This is a genomic window from Microcoleus sp. AR_TQ3_B6 (genome assembly GCF_036702785.1).
In the GTDB taxonomy this organism is placed as follows: domain Bacteria; phylum Cyanobacteriota; class Cyanobacteriia; order Cyanobacteriales; family Microcoleaceae; genus Microcoleus.
Genome location: NZ_JAUBVJ010000024.1, coordinates 55,093 through 68,833, shown reverse-complemented (window position 1 = coordinate 68,833; position 13,741 = coordinate 55,093). Strand labels below are relative to the sequence as shown.

Genomic DNA, 13,741 nt, shown 5'->3' with positions numbered 1-13,741 from the left:
GCAAACCCGCCCCTGACCAGCAAAACTGGCAGATACAGGCGGCATTAACCGCTAACCGTCAACCCCTAACAACCGAGAAAAATGCAAACCTACTACTACATTTTAGCCAGCCAACGCTTTTTGCTAGAAGAAGAACCCCTAGATGAAGTGTTTAAAGAAAGAACTCGCAACTACAACGAACAAGAAAAAGAAATAGACTTCTGGTTGGTCAAACAGCCCGCTTTCCTAGAAGCACCGACAATGGCCGAAGTTAAAGCAAAATGCCCTCAGCCAGCCGCCGCTATTATTTCTACCGATCGAGTCTTCATCACTTGGTTGAAACTGCGATTAGAATATGTACTGACAGGTGAATTTCAAGCACCATCACCAACTATTCCCGATGCCCTTGCATCCCTACAGACAGCATGAATAAACTTGCCAAAAATCCGACAAAACGACTCACAGAAATTAGGAGTCAATTGTACAAATTTATTTTGTCTCTACCCCTATTTTCTGCTACTTCGATCGCCATTTTTGCCTTGACAATTTTCTCGAATTCTGTTAAAGCTGAGTCGAGCTGCCAACCGCCCCAGTCCGATGAATATCTACTGTTAATTGTCACCCCAACACCCGAACAGCAAGAAAGAGCAAAACGCTCTTTCCCGGGAAATACTAACAACACAGTTTGTCGGTACATCAACGACACGGTGACGCGAGTTGGCGGCTTTCGCGACTCGCAAATCGCCAGCGATTGGGTTAAATACATCGAAGATGTTGTCGGATTGCAAGCTTACGTAGTACGATCGCCCGCAGCCGCGCTACCCCAAAATTTGCCAGTCTACAACCCTCAGCCAGCGCCGGATTCTGAACCAATCACCAATTCTCCCAGCGGCAATCTTGCCTTCAATCCGCGACCCCTGGGCCCTGGTTATGCAGTGTTAGTAGATTACTTCAACCAACCGGAATTAGCCGCCCAAGTCAGGCAAGCATTAGGCACGCAAGTAGGCTTAGCTTCCTACGGCCAGCGTCCCTTTTTATTCGTCGCTCATACAACGGATCAAAACGCCGCTACTGCTGCTGTAAAAACATTGAGCGATCGAGGTTTTTGGCCGATGTTAGTAGACAGCCGCCGAGTTACCGTAATTTCTCCCGCTGTTCGCTAAAAGATAACCTACCCCCAGGATCGTTCGGATCTTGAAATCGCTACTACACTTGCCTCTCGTCCTAGCAGAGGGGGACTAATAACAATTATTGTTGTTTTTGGGATTCTAGCGGGCTGGTTCCTAACTGACTTTCTGCCCGCTTTTTTGCTTCCATTGCAGCGGGGTAATCCGGTTTGTAGCGAATTGCTTTGTCATAGGAGGCGATCGCATCTTCGTATCTTTTTACCGCCACCAGTGCATTGCCGCGGCTGTACCAGGCTTCCGAGTAGTCAGGCTTGACATAGACAGCTTCATTGTAAGAGACTAGCGCATCTTCGTACCGCTTTAAATTGTACTGAGCATTTCCTCTATTGTACCACGCTTGATATTCTTCCGGGTTTAAATCTAAGGCTCTGCTGTAACACTCAATTGCTTGTTCGTACCTGCGCAATTCGTGGTAAGACCAGCCTAAATTATACCACGCTTGATAATAATCCGGTTTTAATTTAACAGCTTTTTCGTAAGCTTCTACCGCTTCTTCATGCCTCCGCATTTTCAGCGAAGCGATGCCTTTACTGTACCACCCTTGATAAAAATTTGGCTGAAACCGCACGGCTTTTTCGTAGGCTTCAAAAGCTTCTTGATTTTTGTTAACTTCTAGGAAAACATTCCCTACATTGTACCAAGCTTCATAATTATCAAATTTGATTTCAACTGCTTTTTGATAGGATTCAACGGCTCGATCGTACTGTTTTAATTTTTGGTAAGCTTGTCCCCGATTGTACCAGGCACGGTCCAAATTAGGCTGAAATTGTACCGCTTTTTCGTAGGAGCCGATCGCCTCTTCGTACCGCTGCGAATCTAACAGAGTATCGCCTCTGCCTTCCCAGGCTGCCGCATAGTCGGGCTGGATTTTCAAAGCGTTATCAAAAGATGCGATCGCCTCTTGAGACTGTTGCAGCTTCTCCAAAGCATAACCGCGTCCCGTCCAAGCTTCCAAGTATTCCGGCTTTAATTCTATGGCTTTATCATAAGCTGACTGCGATTCTCGATATTTTTTCAATTCATATAAAGTTTTAGCTTTTTCCTGCCAAACTTCCGCATAGTCCGGCCTGAGACTTATTGCTCGATCGTAAGCTGCCAGAGCTTCTTCAAATCGGCTTAAATTGTAAAGAGTATTGCCTCGGTTGTACAGGTCAGTTGCGTTGGCCGCATTAAAAGTATTTACACCATAAATTGATGCTATAATACTGATGCCAATTAAACTGGCGATCGACAATATTTTAAAATACAGTTTTTTTCGGGATTTGAGCCGCCCCTTCGCAGCAGCAACCGGAGGCAATACAGGAACTGTACCGCTGACAGAATTTTTCAATTCTTTAATAGCTTGCAGCGTTTCACCGGCACTAGAATAACGTTGGCGAAAATCGTACTTTACCATCTTATCTAAAATCTTCGCAAATTCAGGACTGACTGATGTTTTGTCCTGCCAAAAAATTTCCTCTGTATCGGGGTTTTTTGGCATTTGGTGAGGATTTATGCCAGTGAGGAACTGAATTGCGATCGCACCTGCCGCATAGATATCGCTGCTGAGTTTCGGGTTGCCGTGAGCTTGTTCGCTGGGCATATAACCGGGAGTACCGATGCTGACACTCAAGCTATTCTTGGGCTGAGGATTGCTGATTTGAGTAGTAATTTCTTTGACTGCGCCGAAGTCAATTAAAACTAATTTGCCGTCTCTATCTCTGCGGAGGATATTGCGGGGATTGACATCGCGGTGAATCACATTTTGCTGGTGTACAAAGTCTAAAATTTCGAGAAGTTCCTGCAATATACAAATGACTGCATCTTCCTGCATGACTCCCGCAGTTCCCGGAGAAGCTTGCGTAATTTCTTGACTTAAATCGTGACCTTCTATAAATTCTTGAACTAGATAAAACTCTTGATTCTCTTCAAAAAAAGCAAAAAGTCGGGGAATGCGATCGTGATTTCCCAGTTTGTACAAAACTTGTGCTTCGGTATCGAATAAACGTCTAGCTACCTGTAGAGTTTCGGGATCTGTTGCTTGAGGTTTAAGCTGCTTGACAACGCAGAGGTGATTGCCTGGTAGCTGCTTATCTTCAGCTAAATAAGTTTGAGCAAATCCGCCGCCTCCCAAGTGACGGATAATACTGTAGCGATTGCCGAGTGTTATTCCAAGCATGAAATTCACCTAATATTTCCTAGTCTTTTGGAGAATTAGCTTCCAACCAAGATGTTAAATCTTCCGCATTATAAAAATCTAACATGGCTTATCTAAATTTTTTAATTGGTCGAGCGACAACTGGGGAGTCCGGATTTCAATAAAATAAATTACAGGTGGGAATCCCTTGTACAATTCTTCAATCATTAATCTAGTTCCATGAGTTGTTGCTGTATTGTACAAAGCTACCTTGTCCAATGTCGGCCGGTTTAGAACTTGGATTGCAATAATTACAGACGTGTCGTTGTTGAGTTTTGCTATCACCTCTAAGTAGCTATCTTTGGCGCCGATGTAATGTCGCATTGCGAACTTTACTGTGACAGTCTGTTTGCTTTCTTTCTTGTTCCCTCCCCTTACTAAGGGGAGGGTTAGGGTGGGCTTCTAGATTTTTGCTAGCCTTGGGATGCTCCCACTCTAACTTAACTTTGAACCGATTTCAAAATTTCATCATCGACTGAAAAATCAATCTCAGCTTTGTCCCGCCCCGAAACTACATAATCATTCTGAAAAGAATCTTTCAATCCAGAAAGTAAGTCAAATTCCGGTTGCCAGTTAAGATCGGTGACAGCTTTATTAACGGAAGCGAAGAAGTGCTGCAATCTCATCGGAAAAGCTTTCTTTTTGCCGAAGTCAAATTGTTTCGGATCGTAGTGTACAATCTTAATAGCATCAGGGGATTTGCCTGCCGCTTGAATGCAGGCGCGGGCTAAACCGTCAAAGGTGACAAATCGATCGCCCGAAACGTTGTAAATTTGCCCGATCGCCCTAGAGTTCCCCAAAACCGCCGCCATTGCTTTAGCCAAATCCTGACAGTGCCCCAACTGCGTGAAGTGCATTCCGTTACCGGGAATCGGAATCGGTCGATCGCGCGCAATGCGATCGAAAAACCAAGCCTCCAAATCGTTATAATTTTGTGGCCCGTAAATGTAAGTCGGGCGAATCGAAGTCCAAGGCAAACCGGACTCGGCCAAGTAAGTTTCGGTTTCGCATTTACCCAAATGCCGGCTTTTAGGATCGGTAGCGTCCCCTTCAATATGAGGCATTTGATCCGACTTCAAATAAACCCCCGCAGAGCTCATGTAAACAAAGTGCTGCACCCGCCCTTTAAATATTTCAGCTAAAGGCTTTGTATCGCTGAGTTCGCGCCCGTTGTTGTCAAAAACAGCGTCAAACTCGACCGTCGATAACTTTTCTTTTAGTTGTTCGACATTTGTGCGATCGCCCTGAATCTGTTTCACGCCCGAAACCGGTACAGGCTTGTTGCCCCGGTTAAACAACACCACTTCATGTCCTTGTGCTGCTAAAATCTTAGTAAGATAAACCCCGATAAACCGAGTACCGCCCATCATTAAAATTCGCATTATTTTCGATGCTCCTTACAGTTAGTGTAAATATCTTACAATAAAGTTATGCCTTACGGAAAAACCGGGTTTTTTAGGAAAAAACATGGTGACAGCCATCAGCCCTGGTATAAAAACCCGCAACGCTTGAGTTTTTGTGCGCAAGTCCTGAAAGTCAGTCAGGAGGCTTTACTAAAGTGCGATCGCGCAAAATAAACATATAGCAATCGCTAAGATGATTAACACTTTCTCAAGGGCTAAAACCCTTGCTTGTCTTCCTTCTTCCTTCTTCCTTCTTCCTTCTTCCTTCTTCCTTCCGCTATACTTTTAATTTGCCTAAAATAGCCCTATGCAAGTTCCCCGGCTGCATCCCGAAACAATCGAAGAAGTAAAACAAAGAGCCGACATAGTAGATGTCATTTCCGGGCGCGTCGTGTTGCGAAAACGCGGCAAAGAATTCGTAGGATTGTGCCCCTTTCACGACGAAAAATCTCCCAGCTTTACAGTCAGCCCAGCCAAACAAATGTACTATTGTTTCGGCTGCGGTGCAGGCGGCAATGCTTTTAAGTTTCTCATGGAATTGGAGAAACGCCCTTTCAGCGAAGTAGTATTAGAATTAGCTAAAAATTATCAAGTCCCCGTCAAAACAGTCGAACCCGAACACCGACAAGAATTGCAGCGCCAAATTTCTCTGCGGGAACAACTGTATGAAATCTCAGCACTAACAGCCAAGTTTTACGAACACGCTTTGCGGCAAACCCAAGGAGAAGAACCCTTAGCATATCTCAAATCAGAGCGCAAGCTGGGCGAAGAAACTATCCAAAAATTCCAATTAGGTTATGCACCCCAAGGTTGGGAAGCACTTTACACTTATTTGGTAGAACAGAAAAACTATCCGGCGCAATTAGTAGAACAAGCTGGATTAATTGTACCGCGCAAATCAGGAGGTAGCGGCTATTACGATCGCTTCCGCAATCGCATAATGATTCCCATTCGCGATACCCAAGGCAGAGTCATCGGTTTCGGCGGCAGAGCTCTCGGCGACGAACAGCCGAAATACCTCAATTCTCCCGAAACAGAACTCTTCGATAAAGGCAAAACTTTATTTGCCTTAGATACAGCCAAAACAGCCATTAGCAAAGCCGATCGAGCAGTGGTTGTAGAGGGGTATTTTGACGCGATCGCACTTCATGCCGCCGGCATCTCCAACGCCGTCGCTTCCCTCGGCACAGCCTTAAGTTTAAACCAAGTGCGGCAGTTATTGCGCTACACTGACTCCAAACAAATTATCCTCAACTTCGACGCCGACAAAGCAGGAACTCAAGCAGCAGAACGCGCGATAGGAGAAATAGAAAAACTCGCTTATCAAGGAGAAGTACAACTGCGAGTGCTCAACATTCCCGACGGCAAAGATGCCGACGAATACCTCAAAACATACTCATCAGAACAATATCGAGAATTGCTCGAAAATGCTCCCTTGTGGCTCGACTGGCAACTGCAACAAATGCTCGTCAATCAAGATTTAAAGCAAGCCGATACTTCCCAGCAAGTCACAAAAAAAATTATAAAATTATTAACCAATATCACTGACGACAATCAGCTAGCACATTATTTGCAAAAAAGCGCCGAAATTCTCAGCAAAGGAGATTTCAGACTCACAAAAATGCTCGCTGAAAACTTGCTAAATCAAGTAGTCAGCGATTGGGCAAAGCGGCAGAGTCAAGACGAATCATTGACAATGCCCCTGTTAATTAGAAACAAGCTGAAGCCGAACAAACAATATAAAAAGCAGCGGGCAAGCGGCGAAAACCAAAGCTCAAAATCAAGCTTATCTGCAGCAGCCCGCAGTCTTTTAGAAGAAGCAGAAGCGCAATTATTGCAGATTTATTTGCACTGTCCCGAATACCGCCAAGATGTCAGAGAAGCAATAGCAGCTAGAGACGTGCAGTTTAGCCTTTCTCACCACAGATTTTTGTGGCACCAGATTGTGAATGCAGAAATATTGCACAAAATGTCTTTACAAGTAGCGCCTTCTGAGTTAATATTGAAATTGCAAGATAGCTTCATTGAATATCCCAATCAACTCAATCAAATATCGCATTTATTTCACTTAAATGAGTTCTCAGAAAGAAACGTTTATCGCGCACCTCTAGTAATTAGATCTGCCCTCGCCTGTATCGAGCAAATTATCAGTATAAAGCGGCGCCGGATTGCCCTCAATATGTGGGAAAAAGCCAAGACCGCTAGCAGTGGCGAAGAGGCTATAGAATATCACAAACAATTCTGTGCCGAACAAGAATGGCTCAAGGAATTAGAGCGGCTGCGTCAAGTTAATTTTTACGATTTAACATCCCTACCTTGGAGTGGGAATTTCTAGGAGTTAAGGACTTTAGTCCTTGTTATGAACCAAAATCAGGTACGAACGAAACAGCCAGAAGATGGGAATGGAAGCAAAATTAGATGGGATATGCGATCGCCCTTAGCACCGTTGTTGTTCGAGGATGACGAGTGGTTAGATCCTTGGGAGTCTGGTTCGGTGATTGTCCAGGTTTTGTCTGCCACTCCGGCGAAACGGAAAGCTTCAACAAAACGTACTTTGGAGAAGTTTCCCGTTCAAAGTTTTCGGACGTTAGTGACTAATTTATCGACGATCGCTAAAAATCGAGTGCAGCCTAAACTAGCGGGTGTTTCAGTTAGTTTCCACCTGAGGACCCCAACTCCTTTACAGCAGAAAGCCTTCGATTTGCTGGCGGTTCCGCTGACATTCTAGTCATTTATCCGGCAGGGGCTAAAGCCCGAGATCCCTACTGATGGGGGCAATACTAGGAACTTTAAGAGGACGCGGGGGAAGTTCCGTTTCAGGCTTAGTTACCTTGAGGTAATCGGCAATAAACTCACCATACGCTTTCCTGATTTCGACAGGCAGAAATTTGAATCCAAGGGGCTCCGAGCGACATTCGGGCGAGCCACAACAACATTCTGGAATGGCCATGGAAATATACTCTGTTGTCTCGTAAAAAATTGGGAACCAGAAGTTAAGTATTATTAATCATATAATCCGGTTACTCTATCGGTATTAACTACTTCTAGAGTATAACTATAGTCGAACCCAACTATAGCCCTCTTCTCATTTTCTTTTTTAAGAGGACTTACTCGATGCAATACTTGATCTGCTCTCATTAAATAGGCGTCACCTGGAGCATGGTAATACTCCTGAACTAAATGTTCTTTTCTACATTTTTCTACATAATTCCCTATTGGTTCATTTTCCTGATAACCCATTTTTTGAGCATAAGATACCCAGTTAGGAATACATTCCACAGTTCCTCCGTTACTTTTTGATGGAGCATAAAAGATCATGATGAATATAAAAGGGTAATCATCTAAGTGCCATCCATGAGTATTACCAGTTTCTAATAGATAATGTACACCTACAATTTCTTCATTAGTACTATGATAGATAGGCCCATCAGTTATTTCTTTAAGTAAGGTTCGCAGTTCATGATGAGTATAAAGTATGCTAAGTGCAGGAGATTTTTCAAATACCTTCATCCCACCAAATACCTTCATGTTACGAGCCGTCTCTAATCCGTTAGTCTGATAGTTTTTATGTGTAGCAAATTCTTCTAATTTATCAACCTCCGATCTTAATATAGAAAATACTGTTGGAGTAAATAGATTGGGTAAATAAACATACTGATTTTTAGCAAACTGATGGCGTAATTCGCAAAGCTGCGATGTTTGTTTGTATTCATCATTTAAAATGAATTGGTTGATTAAAGGTTTCATGATTACCCCTTAGGTATAAAATTTATGTTGTAAAATTGTGTTGCAAGGATTAAAAAAAATGATAACACAAAAAACTTCTACTCTTGTCAAAAAAATTAATCACCTCGTGGCTCTCCAAAAATAATCGGGATTTTTTAGCAGCGCAAAGTGCTGTAAGAGAAGGCATTCTGGAAACATTGCAGTGGGTACTGCCCATCAAAGCTTTGCAGTCTAAGCAATTCGATGAGGGTGGGCAATACCTACCCTACAAAATCTCAACGAGATGTTTCTCACTCAAGCGAGAAACACTATATTTATTTAATAGCCAAATCCTTCATAGGAAAACTTTCAGGGTTAGTTACCTTGAGGTAATCGGCGATAAAATTACCATACTTTTTCCTGATTGCGTCAGGGAGAAATTTGAATCCAAGGATCTTCGATCGACATTCGGTGGAGCCACAACAACATTTGGGAATGTCAATGGAAGTGTACTCTGTTGTAGAGTAATCCCATGTAATCTCGCTTCCCGAAGGAATATCAACCAATGCCACGAAATTGTAGGCTCCGAATTGATTATTCCGAACCCCTGTGTTTGGGCTACAAGAATGATTGATCAATTGTGCCGGTTCATCTAATTCTATATGCAGGTCAAAGTCCATTTGAAAAGAGTGAATAGTTCTTTCTGGCAGGATCTCGACTCGGCGTCCAACCACCACAGTCTCACCTTTACAGAAGCCTCGGCTGGCAAAAACGCCTCTACCTTTCTCTGTTTGCTGCATGAAAATATCGAAACCCATTTTCCTCACTCTTAATACAAATTACAAATCTAATTCTAATTCCACGACGTTAGCGCTCGGAAGCGACTCTGGAGCGTTAATGGGATCGGTATCCGAATCGGGCAGCGCTGCAACAATCGACTCGTTAACCTGTATTTCGCCATTGTGCTCAGCGTCCTGAGATTTGCTTTGACCAAAAACCATTGCCACCAGTACAAGAACTGCGCCAATCACACCGCGTACTCCCAGTTTCTCTCCTAGTAGTAGAAACGAGAAAATCGCTGCGGAAATCGGCTCGAAAGTATACATGAGCGCCGTTTCGTCAGCATTAACCCATCGTTGAGCTAATACTTGAAGGACAATCGTAGCAGCAGTATCAAATAAGCCAATATATAAAAGAATACCAAGATTCGCGCCAATTGCCTCATGTTGTGCAAGCAGATCTGGAGCGGCCCAAATTAAAGAAAATATTGTTATTACCCAAAGCTGGATCGCGGCGAGTGGCAAAATGGGGTGGCGCAACGTGGTGGACTCAAGCTTAAGAATGTAGATCGAGTAGAGGAAGGCGTTGCCCAACATCAACAGATCTCCGAGCACTAGCTGTTCGCTCTCCCAACACATCACTCCAATGCCAAAGATGGCAAGTCCTGCGGCGAGGAAAGTTTTTAGGAACACCTGCCTACCTAGCAGTTGCCCTAGCAGAGGAACTAGGATGACGTTGAAACTGGCAATGAATGCACCACGATCGGCAGAAGTTGTCTCAAGGGCAAGGGTTTGGAGGACTGATGCAGGAAACAATATGAGTGATAAGAAGACTCCATCCCGTAGCAGGGAAAAATTCAGGAAGCGCAAATAGGGGGTAAACGGCAACGCTGCTATTACGTAGCGGGTTGCAAATATTGCAGAAGGAGAAAGACTGCTGAGAGCTCCCTTGATAACCGGATAGCTCGTACCCCAAATTAGGGTGACGACAAGCAACACTGCTATACCCCAAGCATGGAGAGTGTTTGGCGATCTTTGAGAACCACTATTTAATTCTGTAGTCATTGAGTAGCCTCATTTATTAGCAATTGAACTAAATTCCGTTAGTTAACCGTAAAGAGGTTGACTAGAGTAATAAATCTCAATATTTTAAACTCGAATGCAGCCTAAACTAGCGGGTGTTGCAGTTAGTTTCGACCTGAGGACGCCAACTCGTTTACAGCATAAAGCCTTCGATTTGCTGGGGGTTTCGCTGATATTGCAGTCATGTATCCGGCGGAGGCTCAAGCCCGAGATCCCTACTGCCAGAGAGCTTACATGGAACTTACCCCGCGTGCGGGGTAAGTTTGGTTGAACTAGCCTTTTAATAATCGCAAAAAAGAGTTTCGCGAGTATCTCTACCCGTCACGGGATTAGTACCTTTTGCCACTTTACAAAGTTTTTCGATCATATCGTCTCGCAGCAGTGTCTCTGTAAAATCAGCACCGTCAATGACAGCTCCTTCGAGTCTGGTATTGTAAGCAAAAGCACCCTCAAGGATAGCATTAGTTAAATTTGCTTTCATCATGCGAGCTAAATCTAAAGTAGCACCCGTGAAATTAGCGCCTTCAAAGTTTGCCTCTTCCATATTAGCCGCAAAAAAGCTGACACCCCGCAAATCTGCATTAGTAAAATTGCTGTTGCGAAGATTAGCTTTATTAAAACTGTCGTCAGTCAGAACTTGTCCACTAAAATCAGCCCCGACTAGGATTTCTTTGTCGTGATCCAAAGCGAAAGCAGGTGCGGGATTAATGCCGATCGCCCCAGCGGCCATTACTGCTAAAATAACAAAACTCAGCAAGAAAGTATAAATATTTTTGCGATGTTGGCGAATTCGAGAATTCATAAGTTAAACCTAATGGGCAGCCGTGACAGTTCAGAATTGAATTCTACCAGAAAGCGCGTGAAGCGCAGCTATCCCGTAGGGAATCGCCCGTTAGCGAAAGCGTTGCGATCCGAAGGAAAGCCCTCGAAGGGGACGGCGACGGCCCACTGCAATTCCCCCCAATCCCCAAACTCTCGGGATATCGGCACATTGGGAGAAAACTTAGTCGCCGAGTGGTTGCAGCAGCAAGGCTGGGAAATCCTGCACCGACAGTGGCGCTGTCGCTGGGGAGAGATTGACATCATCGCACTCGGAAGAGATGAAGAAAGCGCAAAAAACCGAGCCCTTCCCCATCAGCAATGCCCAACATTAGCATTTGTAGAGGTAAAAACTCGCCGCCTGGGAAATTGGGATGCTGGTGGAATGCTGGCTGTTACTACCACAAAACAAGCCAAACTTTGGCAAACAGCCGAAATATTTTTAAGCACTCGTCCAGATTTAGCACATAATTATTGTCGCTTTGATGTCGCCCTAGTCAGGTGCGAACCTTCACGGCCAAACACTAAACCAATATTGCCGTTAACTGCTGCGAACTCTCAATCCGCCCTTGCAGAAAACTACCGCCTTACCCTGCAAGAATACATTCGATCGGCTTTCAGCAATTAAAAATTTCTCATTAAAAATTAGAGGGTAAAATCACAAAGTAATCCCACTCGCTAATTTTTAATTGTTAACTTGCCCTTGCTCTGGCGCATTTCTTTCTTCATCTTTAACGGACGTGAAAAAAGCGTTAAATCTTCTGTGTCTCTCCCCGAATCCCTCTCTCCTCCTGTGCCCTTTTCTCCCTCTTCACCTCTGGCATAACAGTTAATTTATCTGGTATGCAGTCTAGGCGAGAGTTTCCGGGCAATACCCCAGGCCCTTGACAAACTGCTGGCGAAACGCTTCAATTTCCTTGCGGTCAGGGCTGCCGTGACAAACCACGGCCACCTGGTAGCGGCGCATCACGCTCAGCGGGGACTGTCCCGTTTCCAAACTCCAAAGTGCCATTTGCAAGCGAATTTCAGGATCGTAAGGAATCCCGAGTTCGTTCATAAAAGCCCGAAAATCGCCGTGCATTTCTGGAGCTAAATATTGGCTCATTTTCACCTTCACCACCCAGCCGTCAATTTGGTGAATAACAGTGATAAATTGCAAGGGAAGATGATGAGCCGTGCGCAGGTAATCCACGACTCTCAGAGTAAGGCTAGTATTGGCGATGTAGTAGAGGTATTCCATAACGATCCTTGCAGCAAAGCTGATGCTATACCTATATCATCCCGGTCTATACCCGCCACCACAAGGGGAAAAGCACCCGACTTTGGATGGGGGTTTTTACCCAATTTTGTTACCCAGTTGACAGATCGATCGCACAGGAATTCACTCGATGACAGAGATTGACTGGTCTTTGGACGGCTACAACTACGAACTTCCGCCCTCGCGCATTGCCCAAAATCCCGTAGTGCCGAGGGACAGTTCTCGCTTGCTGGCTGTAGATTCTCCCAGCAGCCAGCAACACCGGATTTTCCGGGATTTGCCAGATTTGCTGGAGCCCGGAGACTTACTGGTACTGAATAACACCCGCGTACTGCCAGCGAGGCTCTACGGGCACAAACCCAACGGCCCGGCTGTGGAAATATTGTTGATGGAAGAACGGCAGCACAACTGCTGGCTGGCTTTGGTTAAACCGGGGAAACGCTTAAAGTTGGGGTCACAAATTGAGTTTGACCCGATCGCCCCAGCAAGTGAGGACTCTGCTGCAGGTCCAGGCTGTAGCCGAACCGAATCTGCTGTGCTCGATCGTCGATTGACTGCGACAGTTATCGCCAGGGACGACGCAACAGGAGGGCGGCTGCTGGAGTTTGACATCCCCACAGATGCGAGTCTGGCGAAGTTTTTGGACGAATACGGCCACGTACCCCTGCCGCCCTACATCGAAAATTCCCAAGCTGGGGCGGAACAGTACCAGACTGTTTATGCCGATCGACCCGGGGCCATCGCGGCCCCCACCGCCGGTTTGCACTTCACCGAAGAATTGTTCAGTCGCTTGCAGGAGCGGGGAATCGAAAAAACTTTTGTCACCCTACACGTCGGAGTAGGGACCTTTCGCCCGGTGGAGGTAGCTGACGTAACGGCTCACCAAATGCACGGCGAATGGGTGGAAGTACCCCCGGCCACCGTCGAGAAAATCCGCGAAACTAAAGCTAGAGGCGGGCGCATCTTTGCCGTGGGTACAACAGCAGTGCGAGCTTTAGAGGGAGCCGCTGCAGCGAGCGGCGATTTTTCCTTGCAGCCTTTTTGCGGCCGGACCAATTTGTTTATCTACCCTGGTTACAAGTGGCGGGTTGTAGAGGGGATGATTACCAATTTTCACTTGCCGCGCTCTACTTTGATGATGATGGTAAGTGCGATGATTGGAAGGCCTAGGCTGTTGGATTTGTACCGAGAGGCGATCGACCATCAGTACCGCTTTTATTCCTTTGGCGATGCCATGCTGATTTTACCAACAGCAAAAATCGATTGACAAGCGAATTTCAAAGGTGGTACCCGCCACGTGATTTATCCGTGGAATCAATCCCCAATCGATTTTCGAAAATCCTCAAGAAAGA

14 protein-coding genes are annotated in these 13,741 nt (G+C 45.3%); 6 read left to right on the top strand and 8 right to left on the bottom strand.

Annotation, left to right across the window (positions count from 1 at the left end; all coding sequences use genetic code 11):
• The first annotated feature begins 81 nt into the window (after window positions 1-81).
• Together QUB56_RS14210 and QUB56_RS14205 are read left to right on the top strand one after the other, a co-directional pair.
• Window positions 82-408 carry an MgPME-cyclase complex family protein gene (locus QUB56_RS14210; protein WP_332955922.1) on the top strand — a complete coding sequence of 109 codons (327 nt, stop codon included), beginning with the start codon at window positions 82-84 and terminating at the stop codon, window positions 406-408.
• Window positions 405-1,142 carry a hypothetical protein gene (locus QUB56_RS14205; protein ID WP_332955921.1) on the top strand — a complete coding sequence of 246 codons (738 nt, stop codon included), beginning with the start codon at window positions 405-407 and terminating at the stop codon, window positions 1,140-1,142. Before QUB56_RS14210 ends, QUB56_RS14205 begins: the two co-directional genes overlap by 4 nt.
• A gap of 85 nt (window positions 1,143-1,227) precedes the next feature.
• On the opposite strand, the gene QUB56_RS14200 is transcribed toward QUB56_RS14205, so the two are convergent.
• From QUB56_RS14200 to QUB56_RS14190, 3 genes are all read right to left on the bottom strand, one after another.
• Entirely contained in the window at window positions 1,228-3,324 is a 2,097-nt protein-coding gene (locus QUB56_RS14200) for a tetratricopeptide repeat protein (protein WP_332955920.1), read from the bottom strand.
• Between the two features lie 78 nt (window positions 3,325-3,402).
• Window positions 3,403-3,666 carry a hypothetical protein gene (locus QUB56_RS14195; protein ID WP_332955918.1) on the bottom strand — a complete coding sequence of 88 codons (264 nt, stop codon included), beginning with the start codon at window positions 3,664-3,666 and terminating at the stop codon, window positions 3,403-3,405.
• A 116-nt stretch (window positions 3,667-3,782) separates the two neighbouring features.
• Window positions 3,783-4,724: an NAD-dependent epimerase/dehydratase family protein gene (locus QUB56_RS14190; protein WP_332955917.1), complete on the bottom strand. Its 942-nt coding sequence runs from the start codon at window positions 4,722-4,724 to the stop codon at window positions 3,783-3,785.
• A 328-nt stretch (window positions 4,725-5,052) separates the two neighbouring features.
• On the opposite strand from QUB56_RS14190, the gene dnaG reads away from it, so the two are divergent.
• The gene (dnaG, locus tag QUB56_RS14185; protein WP_332955916.1) at window positions 5,053-7,080 is read left to right on the top strand and encodes a DNA primase; all 2,028 of its coding nucleotides are present in this window, start codon (window positions 5,053-5,055) and stop codon (window positions 7,078-7,080) included.
• Window positions 7,081-7,104: 24 nt separating this feature from the next.
• Window positions 7,105-7,473 carry a hypothetical protein gene (locus tag QUB56_RS14180; RefSeq protein ID WP_332955915.1) on the top strand — a complete coding sequence of 123 codons (369 nt, stop codon included), beginning with the start codon at window positions 7,105-7,107 and terminating at the stop codon, window positions 7,471-7,473.
• 275 nt (window positions 7,474-7,748) lie between these two features.
• Here QUB56_RS14180 and QUB56_RS14175 read toward each other — a convergent pair whose 3' ends face one another.
• The 4 genes from QUB56_RS14175 to QUB56_RS14160 all read right to left on the bottom strand — a co-directional run bounded on the left by QUB56_RS14175 (window position 7,749) and on the right by QUB56_RS14160 (window position 11,114).
• On the bottom strand, window positions 7,749-8,492 hold the full coding sequence (locus QUB56_RS14175) for a HalD/BesD family halogenase (protein ID WP_332955913.1): 744 nt from the start codon (window positions 8,490-8,492) through the stop codon (window positions 7,749-7,751).
• A 293-nt stretch (window positions 8,493-8,785) separates the two neighbouring features.
• Window positions 8,786-9,268 carry an SET domain-containing protein-lysine N-methyltransferase gene (locus QUB56_RS14170; RefSeq protein ID WP_332955912.1) on the bottom strand — a complete coding sequence of 161 codons (483 nt, stop codon included), beginning with the start codon at window positions 9,266-9,268 and terminating at the stop codon, window positions 8,786-8,788.
• Between the two features lie 21 nt (window positions 9,269-9,289).
• The gene (locus QUB56_RS14165) at window positions 9,290-10,294 is read right to left on the bottom strand and encodes a DMT family transporter (RefSeq protein WP_332955911.1); all 1,005 of its coding nucleotides are present in this window, start codon (window positions 10,292-10,294) and stop codon (window positions 9,290-9,292) included.
• Between the two features lie 298 nt (window positions 10,295-10,592).
• The gene (locus tag QUB56_RS14160; protein ID WP_332955910.1) at window positions 10,593-11,114 is read right to left on the bottom strand and encodes a pentapeptide repeat-containing protein; all 522 of its coding nucleotides are present in this window, start codon (window positions 11,112-11,114) and stop codon (window positions 10,593-10,595) included.
• A gap of 12 nt (window positions 11,115-11,126) precedes the next feature.
• Between QUB56_RS14160 and QUB56_RS14155 the strand changes: the two genes are divergently transcribed.
• Window positions 11,127-11,759, top strand: coding sequence for a YraN family protein (locus tag QUB56_RS14155; protein ID WP_332955909.1), 633 nt, complete (start codon window positions 11,127-11,129; stop codon window positions 11,757-11,759).
• A gap of 222 nt (window positions 11,760-11,981) precedes the next feature.
• Here the strand turns inward: QUB56_RS14155 and QUB56_RS14150 are convergent, their stop codons facing one another.
• Window positions 11,982-12,371, bottom strand: a complete 390-nt coding sequence (locus tag QUB56_RS14150) for a hypothetical protein (protein ID WP_332955908.1) — start codon at window positions 12,369-12,371, stop codon at window positions 11,982-11,984.
• Between the two features lie 148 nt (window positions 12,372-12,519).
• Between QUB56_RS14150 and queA the strand changes: the two genes are divergently transcribed.
• Window positions 12,520-13,656 carry a tRNA preQ1(34) S-adenosylmethionine ribosyltransferase-isomerase QueA gene (queA, locus tag QUB56_RS14145; RefSeq protein ID WP_332955907.1) on the top strand — a complete coding sequence of 379 codons (1,137 nt, stop codon included), beginning with the start codon at window positions 12,520-12,522 and terminating at the stop codon, window positions 13,654-13,656.
• The last annotated feature ends 85 nt before the right edge of the window (window positions 13,657-13,741 follow it).